The sequence below is a fragment of the Maribacter aestuarii genome (genome assembly GCF_027474845.2).
Taxonomy (GTDB): Bacteria; Bacteroidota; Bacteroidia; order Flavobacteriales; family Flavobacteriaceae; genus Maribacter; species Maribacter aestuarii.
Genome location: NZ_CP107031.2, coordinates 3,187,759 through 3,211,292, shown reverse-complemented (window position 1 = coordinate 3,211,292; position 23,534 = coordinate 3,187,759). Strand labels below are relative to the sequence as shown.

25 protein-coding genes are annotated in these 23,534 nt (G+C 38.6%); 15 read left to right on the top strand and 10 right to left on the bottom strand.

What is annotated here, in order from left to right:
• Positions 1-35: 35 nt before the first annotated feature.
• The 8 genes from N8A89_RS14730 (at position 36) to N8A89_RS14695 (ending at position 8,380) form a co-directional block, all read left to right on the top strand.
• Positions 36-2,414 carry a TonB-dependent receptor domain-containing protein gene (locus N8A89_RS14730; protein ID WP_281542913.1) on the top strand — a complete coding sequence of 793 codons (2,379 nt, stop codon included), beginning with the start codon at positions 36-38 and terminating at the stop codon, positions 2,412-2,414.
• Positions 2,415-2,616: 202 nt separating this feature from the next.
• The gene (locus tag N8A89_RS14725) at positions 2,617-3,390 is read left to right on the top strand and encodes a ParA family protein (protein WP_289644516.1); all 774 of its coding nucleotides are present in this window, start codon (positions 2,617-2,619) and stop codon (positions 3,388-3,390) included.
• A gap of 1 nt (position 3,391) precedes the next feature.
• Positions 3,392-4,297: a ParB/RepB/Spo0J family partition protein gene (locus tag N8A89_RS14720; RefSeq protein WP_289644514.1), complete on the top strand. Its 906-nt coding sequence runs from the start codon at positions 3,392-3,394 to the stop codon at positions 4,295-4,297.
• Positions 4,290-4,928: a DUF5683 domain-containing protein gene (locus N8A89_RS14715; RefSeq protein WP_281542912.1), complete on the top strand. Its 639-nt coding sequence runs from the start codon at positions 4,290-4,292 to the stop codon at positions 4,926-4,928. The genes N8A89_RS14720 and N8A89_RS14715 overlap by 8 nt, the downstream gene beginning before the upstream one ends.
• A gap of 1 nt (position 4,929) precedes the next feature.
• A complete protein-coding gene (gene dapB, locus N8A89_RS14710; RefSeq protein WP_289644513.1) occupies positions 4,930-5,631 on the top strand; it encodes a 4-hydroxy-tetrahydrodipicolinate reductase in 702 nt (233 codons plus the stop codon).
• Between the two features lie 113 nt (positions 5,632-5,744).
• On the top strand, positions 5,745-7,442 hold the full coding sequence (gene lepB, locus N8A89_RS14705) for a signal peptidase I (RefSeq protein WP_281542911.1): 1,698 nt from the start codon (positions 5,745-5,747) through the stop codon (positions 7,440-7,442).
• A 1-nt stretch (position 7,443) separates the two neighbouring features.
• Positions 7,444-8,073, top strand: coding sequence for a WbqC family protein (locus tag N8A89_RS14700; RefSeq protein WP_281542910.1), 630 nt, complete (start codon positions 7,444-7,446; stop codon positions 8,071-8,073).
• Positions 8,066-8,380: a DUF6122 family protein gene (locus N8A89_RS14695; protein WP_281542909.1), complete on the top strand. Its 315-nt coding sequence runs from the start codon at positions 8,066-8,068 to the stop codon at positions 8,378-8,380. The genes N8A89_RS14700 and N8A89_RS14695 overlap by 8 nt, the downstream gene beginning before the upstream one ends.
• On the opposite strand, the gene N8A89_RS14690 is transcribed toward N8A89_RS14695, so the two are convergent.
• The 7 genes from N8A89_RS14690 to N8A89_RS14660 all read right to left on the bottom strand — a co-directional run bounded on the left by N8A89_RS14690 (position 8,363) and on the right by N8A89_RS14660 (position 14,575).
• Complete coding sequence (locus N8A89_RS14690) at positions 8,363-9,391, bottom strand: endonuclease/exonuclease/phosphatase family protein (RefSeq protein WP_281542908.1); 1,029 nt, start codon at positions 9,389-9,391, stop codon at positions 8,363-8,365. The two genes, N8A89_RS14695 and N8A89_RS14690, sit on opposite strands and share 18 nt — an antisense overlap.
• A gap of 5 nt (positions 9,392-9,396) precedes the next feature.
• Positions 9,397-10,281 (bottom strand): rhomboid family intramembrane serine protease, encoded by an 885-nt coding sequence (locus N8A89_RS14685; protein WP_289644512.1) that lies wholly within the window; start codon positions 10,279-10,281, stop codon positions 9,397-9,399.
• A 1-nt stretch (position 10,282) separates the two neighbouring features.
• A complete protein-coding gene (locus N8A89_RS14680) occupies positions 10,283-11,026 on the bottom strand; it encodes a rhomboid family intramembrane serine protease (RefSeq protein ID WP_281542907.1) in 744 nt (247 codons plus the stop codon).
• Positions 11,027-12,874: a DNA mismatch repair endonuclease MutL gene (mutL, locus tag N8A89_RS14675; RefSeq protein ID WP_289644511.1), complete on the bottom strand. Its 1,848-nt coding sequence runs from the start codon at positions 12,872-12,874 to the stop codon at positions 11,027-11,029.
• A 3-nt stretch (positions 12,875-12,877) separates the two neighbouring features.
• Positions 12,878-13,147: a riboflavin synthase subunit beta gene (locus tag N8A89_RS14670; protein ID WP_347343931.1), complete on the bottom strand. Its 270-nt coding sequence runs from the start codon at positions 13,145-13,147 to the stop codon at positions 12,878-12,880.
• Positions 13,148-13,325: 178 nt separating this feature from the next.
• Complete coding sequence (gene ribH / locus N8A89_RS14665) at positions 13,326-13,808, bottom strand: 6,7-dimethyl-8-ribityllumazine synthase (protein ID WP_281542905.1); 483 nt, start codon at positions 13,806-13,808, stop codon at positions 13,326-13,328.
• On the bottom strand, positions 13,808-14,575 hold the full coding sequence (locus tag N8A89_RS14660) for a tetratricopeptide repeat protein (protein WP_281542904.1): 768 nt from the start codon (positions 14,573-14,575) through the stop codon (positions 13,808-13,810). Before N8A89_RS14660 ends, ribH begins: the two co-directional genes overlap by 1 nt.
• 124 nt (positions 14,576-14,699) lie before the next feature.
• Between N8A89_RS14660 and recF the strand changes: the two genes are divergently transcribed.
• From recF to N8A89_RS14645, 3 genes are all read left to right on the top strand, one after another.
• A complete protein-coding gene (gene recF, locus N8A89_RS14655) occupies positions 14,700-15,779 on the top strand; it encodes a DNA replication/repair protein RecF (RefSeq protein ID WP_281542903.1) in 1,080 nt (359 codons plus the stop codon).
• Between the two features lie 70 nt (positions 15,780-15,849).
• Positions 15,850-16,197, top strand: coding sequence for a hypothetical protein (locus N8A89_RS14650; protein ID WP_281542902.1), 348 nt, complete (start codon positions 15,850-15,852; stop codon positions 16,195-16,197).
• Positions 16,197-16,493, top strand: coding sequence for a DciA family protein (locus N8A89_RS14645; RefSeq protein ID WP_281542901.1), 297 nt, complete (start codon positions 16,197-16,199; stop codon positions 16,491-16,493). Before N8A89_RS14650 ends, N8A89_RS14645 begins: the two co-directional genes overlap by 1 nt.
• A gap of 51 nt (positions 16,494-16,544) precedes the next feature.
• Here the strand turns inward: N8A89_RS14645 and N8A89_RS14640 are convergent, their stop codons facing one another.
• Together N8A89_RS14640 and N8A89_RS14635 are read right to left on the bottom strand one after the other, a co-directional pair.
• Positions 16,545-16,964 carry a nucleoside-diphosphate kinase gene (locus tag N8A89_RS14640; RefSeq protein ID WP_281542900.1) on the bottom strand — a complete coding sequence of 140 codons (420 nt, stop codon included), beginning with the start codon at positions 16,962-16,964 and terminating at the stop codon, positions 16,545-16,547.
• A 49-nt stretch (positions 16,965-17,013) separates the two neighbouring features.
• A complete protein-coding gene (locus N8A89_RS14635; RefSeq protein ID WP_281542899.1) occupies positions 17,014-18,036 on the bottom strand; it encodes an alkaline phosphatase D family protein in 1,023 nt (340 codons plus the stop codon).
• Between the two features lie 73 nt (positions 18,037-18,109).
• Here N8A89_RS14635 and N8A89_RS14630 point away from each other — a divergent pair, with 73 nt between their 5' ends.
• The 3 genes from N8A89_RS14630 to N8A89_RS14620 are packed head-to-tail and all read left to right on the top strand — an operon-like array spanning position 18,110 to position 20,827.
• Complete coding sequence (locus tag N8A89_RS14630; protein ID WP_281542898.1) at positions 18,110-19,126, top strand: DHH family phosphoesterase; 1,017 nt, start codon at positions 18,110-18,112, stop codon at positions 19,124-19,126.
• On the top strand, positions 19,123-19,674 hold the full coding sequence (gene gldI / locus N8A89_RS14625) for a gliding motility-associated peptidyl-prolyl isomerase GldI (protein WP_281542897.1): 552 nt from the start codon (positions 19,123-19,125) through the stop codon (positions 19,672-19,674). The genes N8A89_RS14630 and gldI overlap by 4 nt, the downstream gene beginning before the upstream one ends.
• Positions 19,675-19,684: 10 nt before the next feature.
• A complete protein-coding gene (locus tag N8A89_RS14620) occupies positions 19,685-20,827 on the top strand; it encodes a peptidylprolyl isomerase (RefSeq protein WP_281543292.1) in 1,143 nt (380 codons plus the stop codon).
• 50 nt (positions 20,828-20,877) lie between these two features.
• On the opposite strand, the gene N8A89_RS14615 is transcribed toward N8A89_RS14620, so the two are convergent.
• Positions 20,878-22,335 carry an aminoacyl-histidine dipeptidase gene (locus tag N8A89_RS14615; protein ID WP_289644510.1) on the bottom strand — a complete coding sequence of 486 codons (1,458 nt, stop codon included), beginning with the start codon at positions 22,333-22,335 and terminating at the stop codon, positions 20,878-20,880.
• Positions 22,336-22,396: 61 nt separating this feature from the next.
• Between N8A89_RS14615 and N8A89_RS14610 the strand changes: the two genes are divergently transcribed.
• Positions 22,397-23,464, top strand: a complete 1,068-nt coding sequence (locus N8A89_RS14610; RefSeq protein WP_281542896.1) for a DUF3810 domain-containing protein — start codon at positions 22,397-22,399, stop codon at positions 23,462-23,464.
• The last annotated feature ends 70 nt before the right edge of the window (positions 23,465-23,534 follow it).

The following is a 23,534-nucleotide window of genomic DNA, read 5'->3' as shown; positions in this document are numbered from 1 at the left end:
ATTTGTCGAAACGAAAATAGACAAAAACAATCCTTATGAAACGTAGTATCATTTTATCGTTATTATTTCTACCCTTATTTCTAAACGCTCAGTTCAAATTGACTGGAAATGTCAAAAGCGAAACCGAAGCGATAGCCTGGGCCAATGTCGTCCTATTGTCGGAGGATGAAAAAATTATCAGCGGTGGCATCACCGATGAGAATGGCTCTTTTACTCTAAATGCCGAATCAGGAACTTATAATTTAGTCATCAGTTTTTTGGGGTTTGAAGATTTCAAGAAAGACATTAATCTACAACTAAATGTAGACCTTGGCGAAATCATATTGAAAGAAGCAGCCAATGCACTCGATGAAGTGGTCGTATCCTACACCAAGAAACTTATCGATCAAAAGCCGGACAGGATTGTTTTCAATATTGAAAATAATATCACCGCAGCGGGCGGTGACGCTTTAGATGCACTTAAAATTGCACCGGGACTACGTGTAGACGACAATGGAATAAGTATGCTCGGTAGAGGAAATTCGCAAGTCATGATCAACGGACGTATTTTTCCATTGAGCGGCGCCGAACTCGTGGGCTATCTCAACTCGATTTCTGCCGATGATATCAAAAAAATTGAGGTGATTACGAATCCACCGGCAAAATATGAAGCTTCCGGCAATGGAGGCCTCATCAATATCGTACTGAAGAAGGGAGTGCAGAATTCTTGGAAAAATACGACTTCGGCAATTCAAAACATCAATACACATAGCTTCCTGACATTGAGAAACAGCCTATTATACAATAAAAACAAATGGAACGTTTCCTTTAGCCTTGACAAAACCGATGGTTCGTTGCGCGGTTTAGAAGATTTTCAAGTCTACTATCCTGAAAGTACATGGGATATCGACATAACGACCAAAGATAATGAAGACGCTTTTTCTGGTCGTTTACTCCTCGATTATGAAGTAAGCGACAGATCAACGGTAGGCGTGCAGTACTTGGGCAATAATAGACAACCCGATATTAGGGACAGATCTATTTCCAATATTTTCAATGCTTCGAATACCTTGGACTCGCTGTTGATCAATGATGGCAATAGCCTACAGGATATCAATAGCCACCTCGTCAATCTACATACAATAACAGCATTGGATACGTTGGGAAGAAAATTATCTTTTGATGTTGATTATTTTTACTATGACTCCAATCAAGAACGAAATTTCAGAACGGAAAGCTTCTCTCCCAATATGGAATTCTTGAATGTGAATGCCGCTGCTATCACTACTTCAAATCAATCTATCGAGAACTTCACCTTTAAAGGCGATATGGAACATCCCTTTGATTTTTTAAACCTTTCTTACGGATTTCTGGTAAGTTCCACTAAAAGCAAAAGTGACATCGAGAACTTCAATACGGATTCAGGCGCGCCCGAATTAGACGTTAACACTTCGAACATCTTCAGTTATATGGAAAACAACCAGGCTATTTATGTGAACGGCTCAAAGAAAATAAATGAGAAATGGAATCTACAACTAGGACTTCGCGCTGAAAACACCCAAACGGAAGGTTTCTCCGAAAACTTGAACCAGACCAACAAAAACAATTATCTGAAAATATTCCCGACGGCTTACATGTCTTATGAAAAGAACGAAAACAACAGTATGACATTTAGCTATGGGAAACGCATTAGAAGGCCAAGCTATCGCAACCTAAATCCTTTTCGCGTATATGTTAGCAGTAATACTTTCAGTGAAGGAAATCCTTTTTTACAACCGTCTTTTACCGATGTATTCGAATTCAAACACACCTTTAAAAATAAATTGACGACCAACATTTTCTTTAATCGTACAGTAGATGCATCGGGAATCATTTTTACTTCAGATATCGAGAACCAGACCCAAATAGTTACCCGAGAAAACTTTTACGACCAAAATACCTATGGTTTCGGGGAAAGTTATTTATTTAATACGCTGAACTGGCTACAGAGTCAAAACAGTTTCAACCTGGTCAATATCCAGACCAAATTTATCAAGCCGATAAACGCAATACCTCAAAACGGTTTCTCCTATTCTTTGTCATCGAACAATACGATTACACTTAATGACGTGACCAAACTACAGCTTGACATGAGATACGATTCGTTCGCCAAATCCGATTTGTTCACCCTTGGAGAAATGTGGAGTGTCGATCTCGGCCTTTCTAAATCATTTTTTAACAAAAATCTAAAGGCATCGGTTTTCGTGAAGGATATTTTCAATACTTCGAGCCTGAACAATCTGGCTTCCACAGTCAATGGAGTTCGGCAGGTATACGGCCAGAATAGAAATAATCGATTTATAAGAGTATCGCTAAGTTATAGTTTTGGAAACCAAAAAGTGAATGTAAATGAAAGGGGATTCGGAAACGAAGAGGAAAGAAGAAGAACAAATTAATTAGGTTCTCTGTCATGTTATGTGGGTCTGTGGTTATTCACTTCAGCAACAGACTTTTGATAACATTGGTATTTTATCAAATATTGATTTTATTCATTAACAGTCTTTAACGCAAATCGTTGCGTTATTCACCTAGTGTTAACAAAATCCTTTTACCACCCTCATAATTAATCGTATTTTTACAGCCAAACTTACTTTGAATATGGGCAAGATAATTGCTATTGCAAACCAAAAAGGCGGTGTTGGCAAAACCACTACTTCCGTAAACTTGGCTGCCTCGCTAGGTGTACTGGAAAAAAAGGTATTGTTGATCGATGCCGATCCACAGGCCAATTCGACTTCTGGTCTAGGAATAGACGTAGATGCTGTAGAGATAGGCACCTATCAACTTTTGGAACATACGAAAACGGCTCAAGAATGTATTATTGCTACCACCTCACCTAATGTAGACTTGATACCCTCGCACATAGACCTCGTGGCTATTGAAATTGAGTTAGTGGATAAGGATGAGAGGGAATACATGATGAAAAAGGCAATCACCGATTTAAAAAATGACTACGACTATATACTCATAGACTGTGCCCCATCACTTGGGTTACTCACTTTGAACGCGTTAACTGCGGCAGATTCAGTTATCATTCCCATCCAATGTGAATATTTTGCTTTAGAGGGATTAGGGAAATTATTGAACACAATCAAGAGCGTGCAACGTATACATAATCCAGATTTGGATATTGAGGGTATGTTATTGACGATGTACGACTCTAGGTTACGGTTATCCAACCAAGTGGTAGAAGAGGTGCGGAAGCATTTTGGGGATATGGTTTTTGATACCATTATACAGCGAAACGTGCGCTTGAGCGAGGCCCCAAGTTATGGGGAGAGCATAATAAAATATGATGCCGCGAGTAAGGGTGCCAGTAACTATTTAAATATGGCGAACGAGGTAGTCAAGAAAAACAAGCAGAAAGTATAGCATGGCAAAGGCAACGAAGAAACAGGCTTTGGGAAGGGGGCTTTCGGCTCTTTTAAAAGATCCTGAAAATGATATTAAATCGGCTTCCGATAAAAATGCCGACAAAGTGGTTGGTAATATTATCGAATTGGATTTGGAATTCATAGAAGTAAATCCTTTTCAACCCAGGTCCAATTTTAACGATGATACGTTGCAAGAATTGGCCACTTCCATTAAGGAATTAGGTGTTATACAGCCTATAACGGTCAGAAAGCTCGGCTTTAACCAATATCAATTGGTTTCTGGGGAAAGAAGGTATAGGGCCTCCAAATTGTTAAATTTAACTACGATTCCTGCCTATATTCGTATTGCAAATGACCAGGAATCCTTGGAAATGGCGTTGGTCGAGAATATTCAGCGCCAAGATCTTGACCCTATCGAAATTGCGCTTTCGTATCAGCGACTTATAGACGAAATAAACCTTACCCAAGAAAAATTAAGTGATCGGGTAGGCAAAAAAAGGTCTACAATTGCCAATTATCTTCGATTATTAAAATTAGACCCTATTATACAGACTGGAATGAGGGATGGCTTCTTGAGCATGGGCCACGGAAGAGCATTGGTAAACATTGATAAGAAACAAGATCAAATTGCGCTTTACGAGAAAATCATAAGCCAAAATTTATCCGTAAGGGATACGGAGCATGCCGTAAAAAATTATCATAGTGCGGGTAGTCCCACAAAGGCTTCGCCATCTACCAGTAAATCAATTCCCAAGTTCGTAAACGAAGGTGTTACCGAACTGAAAGAGCATCTGGGTGCCAAAGTTGGAGTAAAACATTCCGGAAAATCTGGAGGAAAAATAACAATTCCGTATAGTTCTGAAGAAGAATTTGAGCGCATTGTAAATCGCATTACCGGTGCATAAATTTGTAACCACATTTTTGATACTTTGCTTCTGCTTGCCCATTTTAAACGCACAAGAGGAAAACGACAGTATACCAAAAACAACGGAATCGGATAGTCTCAAATCAACATTACGTTCAAGTGGCGTAATCATGCAGGATTCACTCTTTAAAAAGAAGAAGAACTTTAATCCTTTAGCTCCCAGTAAAGCCGCTTTTTATTCAGCTGTATTTCCTGGTTTGGGACAAATCTATAACAAGCGATACTGGAAAGTTCCTATTGTTTATGGGGCAATCGGTGGCAGTATTTATGCCTATACTTGGAACAACGACAATTATCAACGTTTTAGAACAGCCTTTAAACGCCGGTTAGCGGGATTCGATGATGATGAATTCAATGGAGAAGGTCAGTTCCCTTTTTTTGATTTGGATAGGTTAGAGAACCAACAGGAAAGATTTCAACGGGATAGAGACCTTTGGTTAGTGGTATCCATTGGTCTTTATGCCTTGAATATTATAGATGCCAATGTAGACGCCCACTTGAAACAATTTAATATTGATGACGACCTTAGTTTTGATTTTGAGCCATTTTTGGATTTGAACCAGGTTACCAATGACCCTACCTATGGGATGGCCTTAACTATAAGATTTTAAGATGAGAATAGCGTTGTTCGGTTACGGGAAAATGGGAAAAATGATTGAAGGCATAGCGCTAGGAAGAAATCATGAAATTGTTGCGAAAATTGACGTAAATACTGCTGAAATAGACTTTTCCAATATCGATGTTGCCATTGATTTTAGCATGCCCCAGTCTGCTTTCATCAATATCCAGAAATGTTTAGAACATAACATACCGGTTATCTGTGGGACCACAGGTTGGTTGGAAGATTATGAGAGAGTCGTTCAACTTTGCAACGACAAGAATGGAGCCTTTATATATGCTTCCAATTTTAGTCTAGGTGTGAACATTTTTTTTGAATTGAGTAATTATTTGGCTGGAATGATGCGAAATCTGGATCAGTACAAAGTATCGTTAGAAGAAACACATCATACACAAAAATTGGATGCACCCAGTGGAACGGCCATTACCCTTGCGGAAGGAATCGTTTCTAATTCTGATTACGAAAATTGGAAATTGGACGGAAAGGAAGAGAAAACCGTTTCCATCACCTCTAAAAGAATAGGAAACGTTCCCGGAACACATGTGATCAATTATAAAAGCAAAGTTGATAGTATAGAAATAAAGCATACCGCTCATAACCGTGAAGGATTTGCTCTGGGTGCGGTTACTGCGGCCGAGTGGATAATTGGAAAAAAAGGTGTTTTCACAATGAGAGATGTGTTAAACATGGGTTAAAAAGAGTAACAATTATGGCTTATACCTACCTATAGACTTTGAGTAACACAACAAACCCTTTAAAACAATGGCAAAGCTTAATTTTGCCATATTGAACAACAAATAAGATTTTTATGAACGTAACACAATGGATTATTTTTATTCTTATTGTACAGGTCATCCATTTTTTAGGAACTTGGAAATTATATGTTAAGGCGGGCAGAAAAGCATGGGAGGCGGCCATCCCCGTTTACAATGCCGTCATACTTATGCAGATAATCAACCGTCCTAAATGGTGGGTCGTATTATTGTTTATCCCTATAATTAATCTATTGATGTTTCCTGTTATTTGGGTAGAGACTATACGGAGTTTTGGTAGAAATAGTCTTTTAGAATCATGGTTGGTAGTTCTAACACTAGGTTTTTATATTTATTATGTGAACTACGCTTTGGATGTAAGCTATATCCAAGACCGTAGTCTACAACCTAAAACGGCCATGGGTGAATGGGTGAGTTCCATTGTCTTTGCCGTAGTTGCGGCAACTCTGGTACATACCTATTTCATACAGCCCTATGTAATTCCTACGGGCTCTTTGGAACGCACGTTGCGGGTTGGCGATTTCCTTTTTGTTAGTAAATTTCATTACGGAGCAAGGACACCAATGACTACGGTTGCCGCACCTATGGTTCATGATACATTACCCATTTTAGGGGTACGCTCCTATCTGAACAAACCACAGTTGCCTTATTTTAGGCTTCCCGGGTTTACAAAAGTTGACCGAAACGATATTGTTGTCTTCAGCTGGCCAGCGGATACCGTTCGAGTCTTCTTTAAAAAAGAGGACGGGGTAAAAAAACCCATTGATAAAAAATCCAACTATGTTAAGCGCTGTGTTGGCCTGCCTGGAGATTCTTTAGAGGTTAGGGACGGTTATGTATATGTTGATGGACAGCAACTGGAATTACCTGGAAGTGCCAAACCACAGTATGACTACCTGCTTTACAGCTCTAAAGGAGTCTCTTCTAGATTACTTGAAAAGTTGGGTGTGACAGATTTTACACGAAAATACCTTTCCAATCAGGTGAATCCAGAACAGGCAAATGTTTTGAACGAATATTTGATGGGTTACAATCAGGCTGCCAATGGCGAATTGGAACTTTATACCAAAAGTTCTGGAATACCTACGGATGTAATTAGAAAATATGGTCTGTCCTTAAGAGAAGTAACGGATAGGGAAAGATTAGTCCCCCTAACGGATGAAATGGTCGTTACCTTAAGAAAGGATGCCAGTATCGATTCTGTTGTTCGTCAGGTCATACCCAAAGGAAAGAGAGGCATCAACCTCTTTCCCCAAAGCTCGGATTATCCATGGAACTATAGTCAAATGGGACCCATTTATATTCCAAGAAAAGGTGCTACGGTGCCCTTGAACCTTAGAGTATTGCCTTTATATAAAAAAATCATACGGGATTACGAGCACAATACCATTGCAGTATCCGGCAATCAAATCAGTCTAAACGGACAGGTGGCCGACTCCTATACTTTTAAGCAGGATTATTACTGGATGATGGGTGACAACCGGGACCATTCTGAAGATAGTCGCGCATGGGGCTATGTCCCAGAAAACCATATCGTTGGAACACCAATTTTTATTTGGATGAGTTTTGATAATTTCACCCAGAGCATGTCCAACTGGAGGCCTCGCTGGGACCGAATATTCACAACGGTTAACGGAGATGGTGAGCCGCAGTCTTATTTCAAGTATTTCCTTATTCTTTTGGTTGCCTACTTTATCGGAAATTGGTTCTGGAAGCGTCGGAAAAACAGATAAGATGATTCTTTTACATCCTACGTATTTTCTCAGCATAGCCTCTAGTGCGGCAATCGTTCAAAATGAAGTCTGTTGGGAGGTTCACGATAATTATCAAAAACAAACCTATAGGAATCGAACGAAAATTTGTACAGATCGTGGTTTACATGTGTTGAGCATACCTATAGTCCACGTTGGCAATACACAGGGCAGACAATTGTATAAGGAAGTAAGGATTGATAATTCCTACAATTGGCAGAGACAACATTGGAGGACGTTGGAAACCGCTTATAGGACATCACCTTTTTTTGAATATTATGAGGATGACATCCGAACAATGTATGATTCGCAATACGAGTATTTACTAGAGTATAATCTCAAAACCATTGAAACCATTTGTGATTTGCTACAAGTAGAGATGCCTTCATCAAAATCAGAGGAATTTCAGCTGGCTACTAAGAATACAAAAGACTATAGGTCATTGGTGGATGCCAAAAAGAAGTTCAATATAAAATACGCGCCCTATAATCAAGTATTTGGGGACAGGCACAACTTCATACCAAACCAAAGTATATTGGATTTAATATTCAACATTGGTCCGGAAGCAACTAAGTATTTAAAACAACTAAAAATAGATTTTACGAATGTCTAGGTTCCTCCTACATTATGGGATTCATTTTGTAGTGCCCATTTTGGTTGCTTTAGTTTTTTACAAAAAAGATAGTCTAAGGGCGGCTCTTGTGCTTTTAGCTGGAATTATTATTGATATTGACCACCTGATTGCAAATCCCATTTTTGATGCCGTACGCTGTAGTATCAATTTTCATCCATTGCACAGCTACTGGGCCATTGCTTGTTATGTACTACTTTTCATTATTCCAAAAACTCGTATCTGGGGACTTGCATTCCTCATTCATATCCTGGCAGACTATGTAGATTGTCTATTCCTTGGAACTTAGCTTGAAAGAAGCCATTACAGGTTCATGGTCAGAAAGACCAATATTGTAATTTTTGTGTGACAAAACCTCTAGTTCTAGATCTGCGAGAATAAAGTCTATTCTAAATGGAAAACGCCAAAAATAAATAGTCTTACCGTAACCGGTACCTTCTTCTGCGAACGAATCGTTCATATTGCCTTTGATGATACGGTAGGCACTTGAGAATTGGGTGTTGTTCAAGTCTACACAAACGATTTTAGCGTATGAGCAGTTTTCAGCATTTTTTCGAAATATAAGGGCTTGTTCGTGCTGCTTGGCAAAAGAATTCCGGAGCCTTTTAAAAAGCCGGTCCGACCTTTCTCTTTTGACCATTCCTGGTCGAATATTCAAAGATTCTAAATGGAGATTATAAACGCGCACTGTATCGGATTCTAAAGCAATATCTGCATAAATGGCATGATTTGCACTTTCCGGAAATTCAAGAACACCTTCATTGATAATTGGATATTTGGAATAAATAGCCTGAATAACACGATTTTCATTACTACTATATCCTCCATTAACATATTGATATGGATAATCATCCTTTACTTCTGTTCTATTTATTCTTTGACTATATTCCTGAAAGCTTATGATATCTGGATTTTCGGTCTCAATAAAATTCGCAATTTTTTTTGATGCTTTGGAAGAATTAGAGCTTCCGTAGCCGCCAAAACCAAAAGCATTGTAGGTCATCACCTTCAACTGATTATCGTCAATAGAATCTTTATCCAATTTGAACTGAACAAATGAACCTAATGATACGTAACCTATAATCAATATTACTATTGAGAACCAGAGGATATACTTCCCTTTAGTTAACCAATAAATAAAAAAAACAATATTTAAAATAACCAAAAGGGGAACTCCCAGACTTAAAAAAGAAAAACTCGCCGAAGTGGAATACGGAACCATACAGGCCAGTAAAAGTAAGAGCCCCGTAATGAGATTGATTACAAATACAAATTTGTTGAAGAATGATAGTTTTTTCATTCCCGTTACTTCTCCTTACCAGCTTGAAACAAGAAATCCTTCTCAGCTTTGGAGAGACTCTCATAACCCGACTTACTGATTTTATCTAAAATAGCGTCAATCTTCTTTTGATGACTTTGTCGGTCATAATCCTTACCGGAGTTACTGGAAGTATTCTTGGACGTCTTTTTCTTATAAACCGTTTTCAAAGGAGCTTTTTTATCCCCTCCTTTGAACATATTAACTACAGTATCTAAAAATCTCGAAAAACCAGCTCCAATATCGGTTCCATTTAATAATTGTCTTGCATACCAATAGCCCAAAAGCGCACCTCCCAAATGTGCTAAGTGGCCGCCTGCGTTACCACTATAGGGTAATTGAATCAAATCCATTAAAACCACGAAAGCTCCTATATACCATAATTTAACATTGAAAAAAATTAGACGGACTTCTTGATTAGGAATATAGGTGCATATAAAAATCAAAACAGCACTAACTCCCGCTGAGGCACCTATAAGATAGGCTGTCACATTAAAAAAAGCAGGAAAAATATTGTAACCCAATATAAAGAAAAGCCCCCCTAATATAACCCCAAGGAGGTATACGTTTAAAAAACGTCTACCATCAAATAGATTCAAAAATATTCTCCCAACAAAGTATATCAGTAACATATTCCAAAAAATATGCCCGAATCCCCCGTGAAAAAAAGAATACGTAATTATCGACCAAGGTTGCATAAAAAAATCAAAGAAATCTTTTGGTAGCTCAAACCATTGTACAATACTATTTTTGGAAAGTCCCAATAAAAAAGGGAACAGACTATTGACTATAAAAACCAATACGTTTACGGCTATTAGCTTTTCCGCAATATTTAATCGGCTGAATTGATATTTTAAATTTCCTTGCGCCATTTTAATTCCATCTATTTTTAGTAAACTGGTTTTTCTTCCAGTACCACATCATTAAAAAACCGAATAAAGCTCCGCCCACATGTGCAAAATGTGCTATTCCCTGTCCAAACAGACCATAGCCGGTAACTCCCGAAAATAAATCTAATCCGATTAATACAGGAATGAAATACTTGGCTTTGATAGGAATAGGCAAGAAAATTAGGAACAGCTCACTATTGGGATAGGACATCCCAAATGCTACCAAAATTCCGTAAATAGCACCTGAAGCACCAACAGCAGGGGTATTATACGCACTTAGAAAATTATCTATAGTGGATTTACCTGCAACGGAATACCATTCCGTACTGTACTGCCCGCTAGAGATAATTTCAATTATATTTTGTTCTGGTATACCCGAATCTACTAAAGCACTTAGCCCCTCATTAAAATGATAATAATTTACACCTGTATGAATTAATGCAGCACCCAACCCGGCAGAAAAGTAAAAGAATAGAAACTTATTTTTTCCCCACATTTGCTCTAAAGGCGATCCAAATGCATACAAGGCATACATGTTAAAAAGTATATGCATGAACCCACCGTGCATAAACATATGCGAAACTATTTGCCAAAGTGCAAAATTCTCGTTTTTTGGGAACCATAGGGAGAACCATTCATACATTTGTTCCCCGTACAATTGCGTAGCAACAAAAAATAAAATATTAATAATAAGTAAGTGCTTAATTGCCTCGGTTAATCTTCCCATCTAAATAAATTTTCTATCCAAATCGTTTTCCGTAATCGTAATATAAGTGCGTTTGTTGAACGGGCTCAACGTAGTTTCCTTACAAGCGAATAAATCGTTAACCAATGCCGTTTGTGATTGCTCATCCAAAACTTCGCCTGTTTTAACGGATAAGGTTTTTGCCAAGGTTTTTGCCAACATATCGCTTTGAGAGAAACTATCTACGGCAACCTCCATCTGATAATCGGCAATTAGTTGTTCCATGACCATTTGCACCTCACTTTCTGTAACAATAACAGGAACTCCCTTAATTTCTACTACATTTTCATCAATAGTACCAAAAACAAACCCTACTGCACATAGATTGTTCCTTATTTCTTTTAAAATCTCAATTTCATCCAAGGAAAAAGATAAAGAAAGTGGAAATAGTAATTGTTGGCTTACAGCCTTCTTTATAGTTATATTTTTTAAGAAATCCTCGTAAAGTATCCGTTGATGCGCCCTACTCTGATTAATGACGACCATACCGGATTTTATTGTTGTAATGATATATTTTTTTCGAAGCTGGAATGTGGTGCCTATGGTATCCAATTGTTCGTTAAACGAACTGAAAATTGAACCATTGATCGTTTCCGATTCAAACTCCAAGTTACTAGCACCATCCCTATTTATTGGAGTTTCAAAGCCTTGATATAAATTTTCCCAACCTTTTGTACTGGTCTTGCTATAGTGCTGTCCTACCCTCGTTTTATGTTCAACTACTTGAAACGGGTTAAAAGCGGCATCAACGGAAACCTTTGGCAGGCTAACGCCCTTATCCTTATAACTGTAAGGTGTTTCTAAATTCTGGTCCTGTTCAAAATCCAACGCTGGAATAACGTTGAACTGACCTAGGCTATGCTTAACAGACGATTTTAATATGGCATAAAGCGTATGCTCGTCGTCAAACTTAACCTCTGTTTTGGTGGGATGTATGTTGATGTCTATGGAAGCGGGATCTACATCCAAACAAAGAAAATAACCAGGATGTGTTCCCGGCCGTATAAGTCCGTCGAATGCTCCCAGAACTGCGTGATGAAGGTATGGGCTTTTAATGAACCTATTATTGGCAAAAAAAAACTGCTCCCCCCTACTCTTTTTGGCAAACTCAGGTTTTTGTATAAAGCCTGAAATTTTAACAACTTGCGTGTCCTCGGTAACCGGAACTAATTTTTCGTTGGATTTTCTGCCGAAAATATGAACGATTCTTTTTCTAAAATCATTTTCTGGAAGATTAAAAAGCTCTCCCCCATTATTATAAAAACAAAATGAAATTTGAGGATGCGCCAAAGCTACCCTATGAAATTCATCCGTAATATGACGGAATTCAACTTGATCGGATTTTAAAAAATTACGCCGGGCAGGTATATTGAAAAAAAGATGCTTAACCAACATGGATGTTCCTTTAGGAACGACCGCAACTTCTTGACTTATTACCTTACTTCCCTCTATTTTTATGTGCGTACCAATTTCGTCCTCACCTGTTCGCGTCATCATCTCTACATGAGCGATTGCCGCGATAGAAGCAAGTGCCTCACCCCTAAATCCTTTAGTACTAAGATTAAAAAGATCTTCTGCTTTTTCAATTTTCGAGGTAGCATGACGCTCAAAACTAAGACGGGCGTCGGTACCGCTCATTCCTATTCCGTTATCCACTACTTGGATCAGTGTCTTGCCGCCGTCCTTAACTATCAGTTTAATTTCCGTAGCCTGTGCATCAATAGCATTTTCCAAAAGTTCCTTTACAACGGATGCAGGTCTTTGAACTACTTCACCCGCAGCGATTTGATTGGCTACATGGTCTGGCAAAAGTCTAATTATATCTGCCATTTTTTAAGAAAAGAATATGGATAGGTCAAAATCAATGATATAAAGAAAGCAAAAAACCAAAATTGCTATTATAACCGCCATACGTATCTTAATATTACGGTCACCTTGCCGCTTGGCATCACTAAGGGCATTAGAAATTTTATTTTTAAGACCTCTTTGATTGGCTGTGGTACTTCTAAATTTATCGAATTTTGTTTCTATTTTATAGGGATTGCCTTTCCCCTTATCATCAAAATATCTTGGTTGATAATCGAATTGCCTATTTTTTCGCAATCGCGTTATTTTACTCAGAAAACCCATAATTCAAAGTTACTTAAAATCGAAAAAAGGGCACTGTCCGTATTGCCAAAATTTGTTAACAGACATACTCAAAGACAAGTTTCAAGTCCAATTACAAAAACCAGGCAGAAAAACAAAAGGATTTATTTAAGTCTGACCTTACATCAGGGTTTTACTGAATCAATGTAGCCATCTTGATGGCCGCTATAGCCGCTTCCGTTCCTTTATTGCCATGTTTCCCGCCGCTGCGGTCAATTGCTTGCTGCATGGTGTTGTCGGTAAGTACACAAAAAATAACGGGAACATCGGTCAGAACATTCAAATCCATAATTCCCTGAGCGGTAGCACTGCAGACAAAATCGAAGTGTTTCGTCTCTCCCTGAATTACACTGCCTATGGCTATAACAGCGTCCACTTCACTTGTTGCAATCATTTTTTTACAACCAAAAGTAAGCTCAAAGCTACCCGGCACATTCCAACGTGTTATATTAGCAGCGTTCGCCCCACAATCCAACAGTGCATCCTCGGCACCTTTAAAAAGCCCTTCGGTAATTTTTGGATTCCACTCCGAAACAACGATCCCAAACCGAAGGTCTTTCGCGTTTGGGATCGTTGTTTTATCGTAAACCGATAAATTTTTGTTAGCAGTAGCCATTACGCTCCACTTTTAGCCATTCCGATAAAAGCATCAATAGATTTGGCAGCTTCGGAATTCGGAAATTCGTCTTTTATACGCTGAAAATGATCCAATGCTTTCTCATTATTACCCATTTCTAAAGCGGTAACACCCGCCTTATATAAAAATTTTGGAGTGGTGAATTCATTGTTGCTGTCCGCAAATGCCTTTTCATAATAACCCAGTGCATCCTCAGGTTGTCCCAATTGCATAAAAGCATCACCTAAGCCACCAAGTGACAAGGCGCTTAAGATTTGGTCATCCGATTTAAAATCTTCTAAATAATCTATCGCCTCTTGATATTTATTCATATTAAGGTAAGCCATACCGGCTGAATAATTGGCCAAGTTTGCCGCTTTTGTACCGCTATACTCCTCAATTATATCTAAAAAACCATATTTACCTTCACCACCTTCCAACGCTAACGTGAACAACGAATCCTTTGCCGTGGTGCTCGCAAGTGCTTGATCAAAATATTGCTGCGGGTAATACATTTCATTAGCCGCATTGGCCTCCTTTGGCTTGAGCACAAATTGATTATAGGCTAGGTACCCCAAAACGGCAACGGCAATAACACCAATGGTTCCTAAAATATAATTCTGATTTTTAGACACCCATTCCTCGGACCTGGAAGCACCTTCATCCAGTGTGCTGAATACCTCGGCCGTTGTGCTTTCCTGCTCGTCAAACTCTTGAGCTTCAGCCTTGTTTTTGGGTTTAAATCCTCTTTTCTTATATGTTGCCATCTCTAATTTTATTGGTCGCGCAAAAATAAAGTTTTTATTGAAATCCTGAAGCGTATTTATTCGTTATTTTTGGATATTTTAGGGTCAATTCTACCCATCCAAATCTTAAATTCATCAAATTTTAATGTTCCTTAAAAAATTATCGCTCATCAATTACAAAAATTTTGAATCGAAAAATCTCGAATTCGATTCAAAAATCAACTGTTTTGTAGGCAATAATGGGGTGGGTAAAACCAATATCTTGGATGCCATCTATCATCTCTCCTTCGGAAAAAGTTACTTTAATCCAATTTCATCGCAAAACATTAAACATTATGAAGACTTCTTTGTAATTGACGGAGTTTTTGAGAAAGATGGCCGGGAAGAAAAAATTGTCTGTAGTCTAAAACGAAATACTAAAAAAATAATTAAAAGGAATGGCAAAGCCTATGAGCGTTTTGCAGACCATATTGGACTCTTACCTCTAGTAATTATTTCTCCAGCCGATCGTGACTTAATCATAGAAGGCAGCGATATCCGAAGAAAATTCATGGACGGTGTAATTTCACAGTCCGATAAGGCCTATCTACAGTCCTTAATCAATTATAACAAGGTGCTGGCACAGCGAAACTCGTTGCTAAAATATTTTGCAGTTAATCATACTTTCGATGCTACCTCGCTTAAGGTGTATAACGAGCAGCTAAACACCTATGGTTCAGAAATATTCCAGAAACGTCTCGAGTTTCTTCAAGCATTTATCCCCATTTTCAAGGAACAGTACAAAGCGATAACGGGTAATTCCGAAGAAGTTAGCCTAACTTATGATAGTAAGTTATTAGATACGAATCTCCTGCAATTGCTCGATAAAAAATTGGAAAAAGATAGGGCTCTACAATATACTAGCGTGGGAATACATAAAGACGACCTCAGTTTAGATATTATGGGGCATCCAATTAAAAAGTTTGGAAGCCAAGGGCAGCAAAAATCGTTTCTAATAGCCTTGAAATTTGCACAATTCCATTTTATGCAAAACCTATCCAAAACTACCCCGATATTGTTGCTTGATGATATTTTTGACAAATTGGACGAACATCGTGTGTCTCATATCATCTCTTTGGTAAACCAGCAGAATTTTGGACAAATTTTCGTCAGTGATACCCACGCCGAACGTACAGAGGACGTTGTTAAAAAGATTCATCAAACCTATAAAATTTTTAAATTGTGATATGAGTCGGTATTTAATTGTCTTTTTTTGTTCACTTCTTTTTTCTTGTAACACAGTTACAAAAGATAAATTGACCTTGTTAAACGGTTATTGGGAGATATCGGAAGTTGAATTTCCCGACGGCAATACGAAAGAATACAAAATCAATTCGAATGTCGATTATTTTCAATTGGAAGGTCTAAAGGGATTTCGCAAAAAGGTAAACCCAAAATTTGATGGTAGTTTTGAAACCTCGGACGATGCCGAACCCTTTACCATTTTGGAAGAAAACGAGGTATTTACGATTCGTTATAAAAACAATTTAAGTAGTTGGCAGGAAATTATCGTTTCGCTATCCAATGAAAATTTTTCACTGAAAAATGAAGAGGGTACAATTTATCACTACAAACGTTTTGAACCTATAAATGTTTCCGACTGATGGCAAAACGTGAAAACGACAATCTGAACATGAAAGAGGCTCTTTCCGCATTTATTCAAAAAAATAAATTGCAAGGAGGAATTGATAAGGTAGACACTAGAGAAGCATGGAAGGCGCTAATGGGTAATGGAGTCGACAATTACACTACTGCAATAGAATTACGTAACGGCACCTTGTTCGTATCCCTATCGTCATCCGTTTTACGTGAAGAGCTTAGTCTGGGCAAATCAAAAATTATCACCATGCTAAATGAAGAACTAGGTAAGAATTTGATAAAGAAAATAGTACTTAGATAATAAAACCGGTCGTATGGACCGGTTTTAATATTCTTTTATGTAATTACTGAATTAGTAAATCTCCCTTCCCGAAAAGTGAAAAGCACCTTCGATAGCTGCATTCTCATCGCTATCGGAGCCGTGGACCGCATTTTCCGCAATATCGGTAGCGAATAGCTTTCTTATGGTTCCTTCCGCAGCTTCAGCCGGGTTAGTTGCTCCAATTAAAGCCCTAAAATCTTCAACTGCATTCTCCTTCTCCAAAATAGCGGCTACTATAGGACCTCTTGTCATAAAATCCACCAACTCTCCAAAAAAAGGACGTTCCTTATGAATTGCGTAGAACTCTTGAGCATCCCTTTTACTCAGCTGCGTGTATTTCATTGCTACGATTTTAAATCCGGCTGCCGTGATTTTTTCTAAAATGCCACCAATATGGCCATTCTCAACGGCATCTGGCTTAATCATCGTAAATGTTCTATTTGTACTCATTTTTTTAAATTTTGCGCAAAAATACGGTTTTCCCTATAACCTACAACTTTTAATAGGTTTGTTGCAATGAGCCCAGCAATTTACCGGCGTCTCCTACCATACGCATTCGTACACTTTTATTTTTAAGATCAAAGTCCACCAATCCAAAACTTTCCGTCTTAACAACCTCTCCTACTCTAAAAGGATTTTTCTCACCTTTAAAATCGATGTAAGCATGGGTAAGACCGCTACTAGTAAAGTCTATCAAAGGATAACTCGTTCCCTCCACCTCAGTACGGGAAAACTCAGAGATATGGCGATCTCCAGACAATATCATCACTCCCTTTGCCCCTGAACTTGACACTAAATTCTTAAGTCGGTCTACCTCATGCGGGAAATTACCCCAACATTCAAAACCGTGTTCATTGGACAATACTTGTATACTGCTAACTATTACGTTGAACTCGGCGTTGGAGTTTTTCAATTGGGTTTCCAACCAGTTCCATTGCGTTTCACCCAAAATTGTACCTTCGCCGTACGCATTAGGTTTAATTCTTTTTTCGGTTTCCGTATCCGGTGTTAGGGGTGTTCTAAAATATCGTGTATCCAAAACCAGGACCTTAATTGCCCCCTCTTCCAAGACATAATCGTGAGTTGTATAGATACCCTCCTGATTTCTTCTGGGACTATTCGCTGGAACATCCATAAAATCCAAAAACTCCTGCTGGCTTTCCTTTTTAGCCTTGAACTCTACTCCACCATCGTTCAATCCATAATCATGGTCATCCCAACTTCCAATTATACCAACTTTGGATTTCAAATTTTTATATCCCTCAACAGCATCCTGTTCGTCGTACATTCTTTTCAATTTTGACATATCATCTGTATCCGCATAGATAATATCCCCTCCCCAAATCCATACATCCGGGTCAGAGCTGAGTACGTCGTCCCAAAGCAAATTGGGAAGTGAGGCTTTATTGCAAGAACCAAAGGCAATAGTAAAATCTTCTCTTGAATTTGAATCTAAAATGGGTTTATTGGCATTGCAGGAGATTATAAAGACTACGATGCAGGCAAGTTTAAATTTTTTCATATCCGATTTTTTACATGATAAAAATAGGACTTTACATTTAAAGACTTTAGTATTAAATTGTATCTTTGCGCCCATGAATTTTGAGCATCTCAATGCACTAAAAGAGCTACTTTCATCACCTAAGAGAATAGCCATTATACCTCATAAAAATCCTGATGGAGACGCAATTGGCTCTACATTGGCCCTTTGGCACTACCTACAATTAAAAGGTCACGAAGCCACGGTAATATCTCCAAATGATTATCCGAAATTTCTCAAATGGATGCCAGGCGCAAACGAAATTTTAAATTTCGAACGTGAGAATACCGAATCCAAAGAATGCATAAAACAAGCAGAGGTGATTTTTACCTTAGATTTTAACCATCTAGGACGTGTTGGTCAAATGACCGAAAATCTTGAAAGTGCCGAAGCAACTTTCGTAATGGTAGACCACCACCAACAACCTTCCGATTATGCGAAGATTATGTATTCGGATGTTGCTATGAGTTCTACCTGCGAAATGGTTTATAAACTCATTTCCCTTTTGGGTGATGTGGAAGTAATAAATGCGGAAATGGCCAATTGTATCTACACAGGTATAATGACGGATACCGGCTCCTTTAAATTTAAAGCAACCACGAGTGATACGCATAGAGTAATTGCCGATTTGATGGACAAGGGTGCTGAAAATACCGAGATTCATCACCGAATCTACGACACCAATTCGCCAAGTAGATTACATTTATTAGGTTGTGCCTTAGAAAATATGGTCATTTTAGAGGAGTTTAGCACTGCATACACTACGTTAAGCCAGGAGGAGCTTGATCGATATAACTATCAAAAGGGAGATACAGAGGGCTTAGTAAATTATGGTTTGACTTTGGAAGGCATCAGATTTGCTGTAATTTTTATTGAAAACAAAGAAGAGGGCATACTGAAAATTTCGTTCAGATCGGTTGGTGACTTTTCCGTAAATGATTTCGCAAGAAACCATTTTGAAGGTGGCGGCCATACCAATGCTGCCGGAGGAAAAAGCAATAAAAATATTAGTGAAACCACTGCCTACTTTAAATCGTTATTACCGCGCTACCAGAAAGAGTTAACACAATGAGGAAGTTACTATTCTTATTGGCATTGATTGTTGGTATTGGTTGTGAGGGTCCCGAGCCAAGAAAACCTATACAACGAAAAAGTGGTAGCTTTTTCAAACAATCGGTAGAAAGGAACAGGAAACTACTTCTAGCAGAGGAACAAAAAATCAAGAAAATTATTGAGAATGATTCATTGAAGCACTACATAAATAGTGCAGCGGGTTCGTGGTACCACTATTTAGTGGTAAACGATACGGCAAAATATACTCCTAAACCAGATGATATCGTTACAATGACTTATGATATATTGTCTCTGGAAAACGACACGATTTATTCCGAAAATGACATTGGAAATATAGCATACAGAGTTGATAAGGAGGAATTGTTTCAAGGACTTAGGGATGCCGTAAAATTGTTGAAGGAGAATGAAAAGGCCACTTTTTTATTTCCTTCATCCCTAGCATACGGTTATCACGGGGATAATAACAAAATAGGAACTAATGTCCCGTTAAAATCCACCATAACCATATTAAAAATTGAAAAATCAGGAAATAACAACGAAAATTAATTAGTGTATGATGTTTAAAAAAATGTATGTAGTAATGGTGATTGCCCTAGCAATGGCCAGTTGTAAAACCAGTAAAAGAGCAGATTTGGGTGACGGACTCTTTGCAGATATTAAAACTACAAAAGGAGATATAATTGTTCGGTTGGAACACGAAAAAACCCCGGTGACGGTAGCCAACTTTGTTACCTTGGCAGAGGGTGAAAATACGTTCGTAAGTGACCAGTTTAAAGGTAAGAAGTATTATGACGGCCTCACCTTTCATAGAGTAATGAAAGACTTCATGATACAAGGCGGTGATCCAGAGGGTACCGGAAGAGGTAATCCAGGATACAGATTCATAGATGAGTTCAATGATTCTTTAATCCATGATAAAAAAGGAATTTTGTCCATGGCCAATTCTGGCCCGATGACCAATGGAAGTCAATTTTTCATCACACATAAGCCAACTCCCTGGTTGGATGGTGTACATACGGTTTTCGGGGAAGTTGTTGAGGGTATGAACGTGTTAGATTCTATTGCAAATGTTCCAGTTGGTGCCGGAAATAAACCCGTAGAACCCGTAAAAATGAATACAATTGAAATTATCCGTAACGGCAAAGAAGCAAGAAAGTTTGATGCGGTACAGCTAATGACGGATTACTTTGCCAATGAGGAAGAACGTCTGGCGGCAATTGAAAAGGAAAAAGCGGAGAAACTGGCCGAAGTAAATAGAATAAAAACCGCTTTCGCTTCAGAAATTACAAGCCAAAAGGAATCGGCTCAAACATTGCCCTCCGGTTTAAAAATGAAAGTATTGAATGAGGGTACTGAAGAGAAGCCTACAGTTGGAAATAATATTCAAGTAATGTATGCGGGGTACCTAGCTGACGGAACGCTTTTCGACACTAATTATACCGATGTAGCAGAAGAATACGGAATATTGGAAGAGATTACCAAGATGCACCGTGGAGATATGTCGGCCCTTAACATACCTTACAGTAAAGATATGCCCATGATACCTGGTTTTAGGGAAGGTCTTCTCAATATGAATATTGGCGAAAAAGTCCGATTGTTTATTCCACCACATTTGGGATATGGTGAACAGGGCGGTGGACCTATTCCTCCAAACGCTGAGTTGGTTTTTGACGTAGAAATTACGGGAACAGGTCAATAGGCTGGACCGATTTAAAAAGAAAAAAGCCCACCGTTTGGTGGGCTTTTTTATTACTTGACCGGTGTTTCTTTTAAGATTTTCAAAAGAAATTTCCAAAATTTCTGTACAGACGAAATACTTACCCGCTCATCTGGAGAATGGGCGCCTAAAATAGTTGGTCCAAAACTCACCATGTCCATATTCGGGTAGTATTGTCCCAGAATTCCACATTCCAGACCAGCATGGCAGGCGACAACTTTTGGTTCTTCTTTGAATAAATCCTTATAAATACCCTTAGTAATTCTTAAAATCTCCGAGTCCGGATTAGGACTCCATCCGGGGTAGAAACCCTTAAACTCAACTTCAAAACCAGCGAGTTCAAAAGTAGATTTAAGGGCATTCGCCAAATCCATTTTTGCGGTCTCTACGGCGGAACGCGTCAAACAATTTATGAGGATTTCCCCTTCCTTCACTTGTACACGGGCTATATTGTTGGAGGTTTCTACCAAATCAGGAATGGAAGCACTCATCGCATACACACCATTGTGAGCAGCATATATACTTTTAACCAACTTTTCCTGTGCGCCTAAACCCATTACTCTTTTAGAAGGCTTAGAAGGAGCAATAATAATAGATAGGTTAGGTTCCATTACCTTCAATTCCTTTTTTATATCCTCGGCAACAAGTCCAAATTGTTCTAAGAAAGCTACCTCATGGGTTTTGTCAAGATTTACCTTACACCAACTTTCCCGTGGTATGGCATTCCTTAGACCGCCCCCCTGTAAGGCGCCAACTCTCATGTTATATTTACTGCCCGTGTAGAGCAACCTGTTCATTATTTTATTGGCATTCCCCAAGCCTTTATGAATTTCGATACCGCTATGCCCTCCCTTGAGACCTTTAACTTTTATTTCAAAGCCTATGTCCCCATGAACTGAAGACTTTTCATTGTAGTGTCTTTTTGCAGTGACATCAATTCCGCCAGCACATCCAATATCGATTTCATCATCTTCTTCCGTATCCAAGTTCAATAGAATATCACCCTTAAGGATGCCACCCTTTAATCCAAAAGCACCCGTCATACCCGTTTCTTCATCAATCGTAAACAATGCTTCCAAAGGTGGATGGGGAATATCGTTGCTTTTTAAAAGGGCCATTATTGTGGCCACGCCCAAACCGTTGTCCGCACCAAGTGTAGTGCCCTTCGCTTTCACCCAATCTCCCTCAACGAACATTTGAATACCTTGTGTGTCAAAATCAAATTCGGTATCGGCATTCTTTTGGTGCACCATGTCCAAATGCGATTGGAGCGTAATCATTTTTCTATTTACAAAACCGGGAGTAGCAGGTTTCCTGATTATCACGTTGCCCACCTCGTCCTTAAAGGTTTCAAATCCGAGGTTATTACCAAAGTTCATCATAAAAGCAATAACTTTTTCTTCGTTTTTAGAAGGTCTTGGTACGGCGTTAAGGTTGGCAAATTGTTCCCAAATCAATTTTGGTTCCAGCTGAAAAATCGTGTTGCTCATTGCGTATAAGTAAAGCAGGTAAAAATACGGATAGAAAAAGGATTTCGCTATTTTTGACCCAATGAAGATATCCCTCAAAACTGGTATTGCACTCTCCCTTTTACCCCAAATACTACTTGTTAGATGGTTGGCGACTAAACCTGAATGGGTCGAAAATTATTATAGTCAAGGTATTTATCCGGTAACATCAAGAGCTTTTCGGTTTTTGTTCGGATGGATTCCATTTTCAGTAGGAGACATCATTTATTTATCATTGACCATAGTTGCGCTAGCCTATATCTACCGAAACAGGCGCTCTATCCTAATCAACAAAATATCTTTTTTACGAGATGTAATCATGGTTCTTTCCATAGCATATTTCACTTTTAATCTTATGTGGGGGTTAAACTATTATCGCCAACCACTCTCCAATACTTTAGCACTAAAGGAGTCCACAGATTACGAAGAACTGGTCTCCTTTACTAAATCGTTAATAGCCAAAACGAACGCCCTTCAAAACAAAATAGCCGGAGATTCTATTAGCCCAATTAACATACCCTACTCTAAATCAAAAATATTCCAAAAAAGTTTGGAAGGCTATACCCATTTATCCAATGAATATCCTTTTTTGGAATATAGAACACCGAGCGTAAAAAAATCTTTATTTAACACAGGACTATCCTATATGGGGTATGCGGGGTATCTAAATCCGTTCACCAATGAGGCCCAGGTAAATGGATTACTTCCCAATTTTAGATTTCCAGTGGTGACCGGTCATGAAATGGCACATCAGCTAGGCTATTCCGCGGAAAACGAAACTAACTTTATAGGGTATCTGGTCACGGCCAGTAATTCTGACATATATTTCCAATATGCGGCCTATTCCTATGGTCTTGGATATTGTTTAAACGATATTAGAAGAAGGGACATTGCTATGTTCGATGCCCTTTTAGAAGACCTAAATGGAGGCGTAAAGCTCAATTTTCAAGAGATGAGCGACTTCTGGGCCAATTATGAAAATCCGACGGAGCCTGTATTCAAATCTATTTTCAATTCTTTTTTAAAGGCCAATAACCAATCCAAAGGAATACAGAGTTATAATGCGGTTGTATCGCTACTAGTTGCTTATCACAAGCAACATCCGCTTTAACTCTTTTTATAATGTTCTGGTAATTTTTAGAATAAGATTATTTTACCTAAAAAAGGTCCGGTTTTCTTGG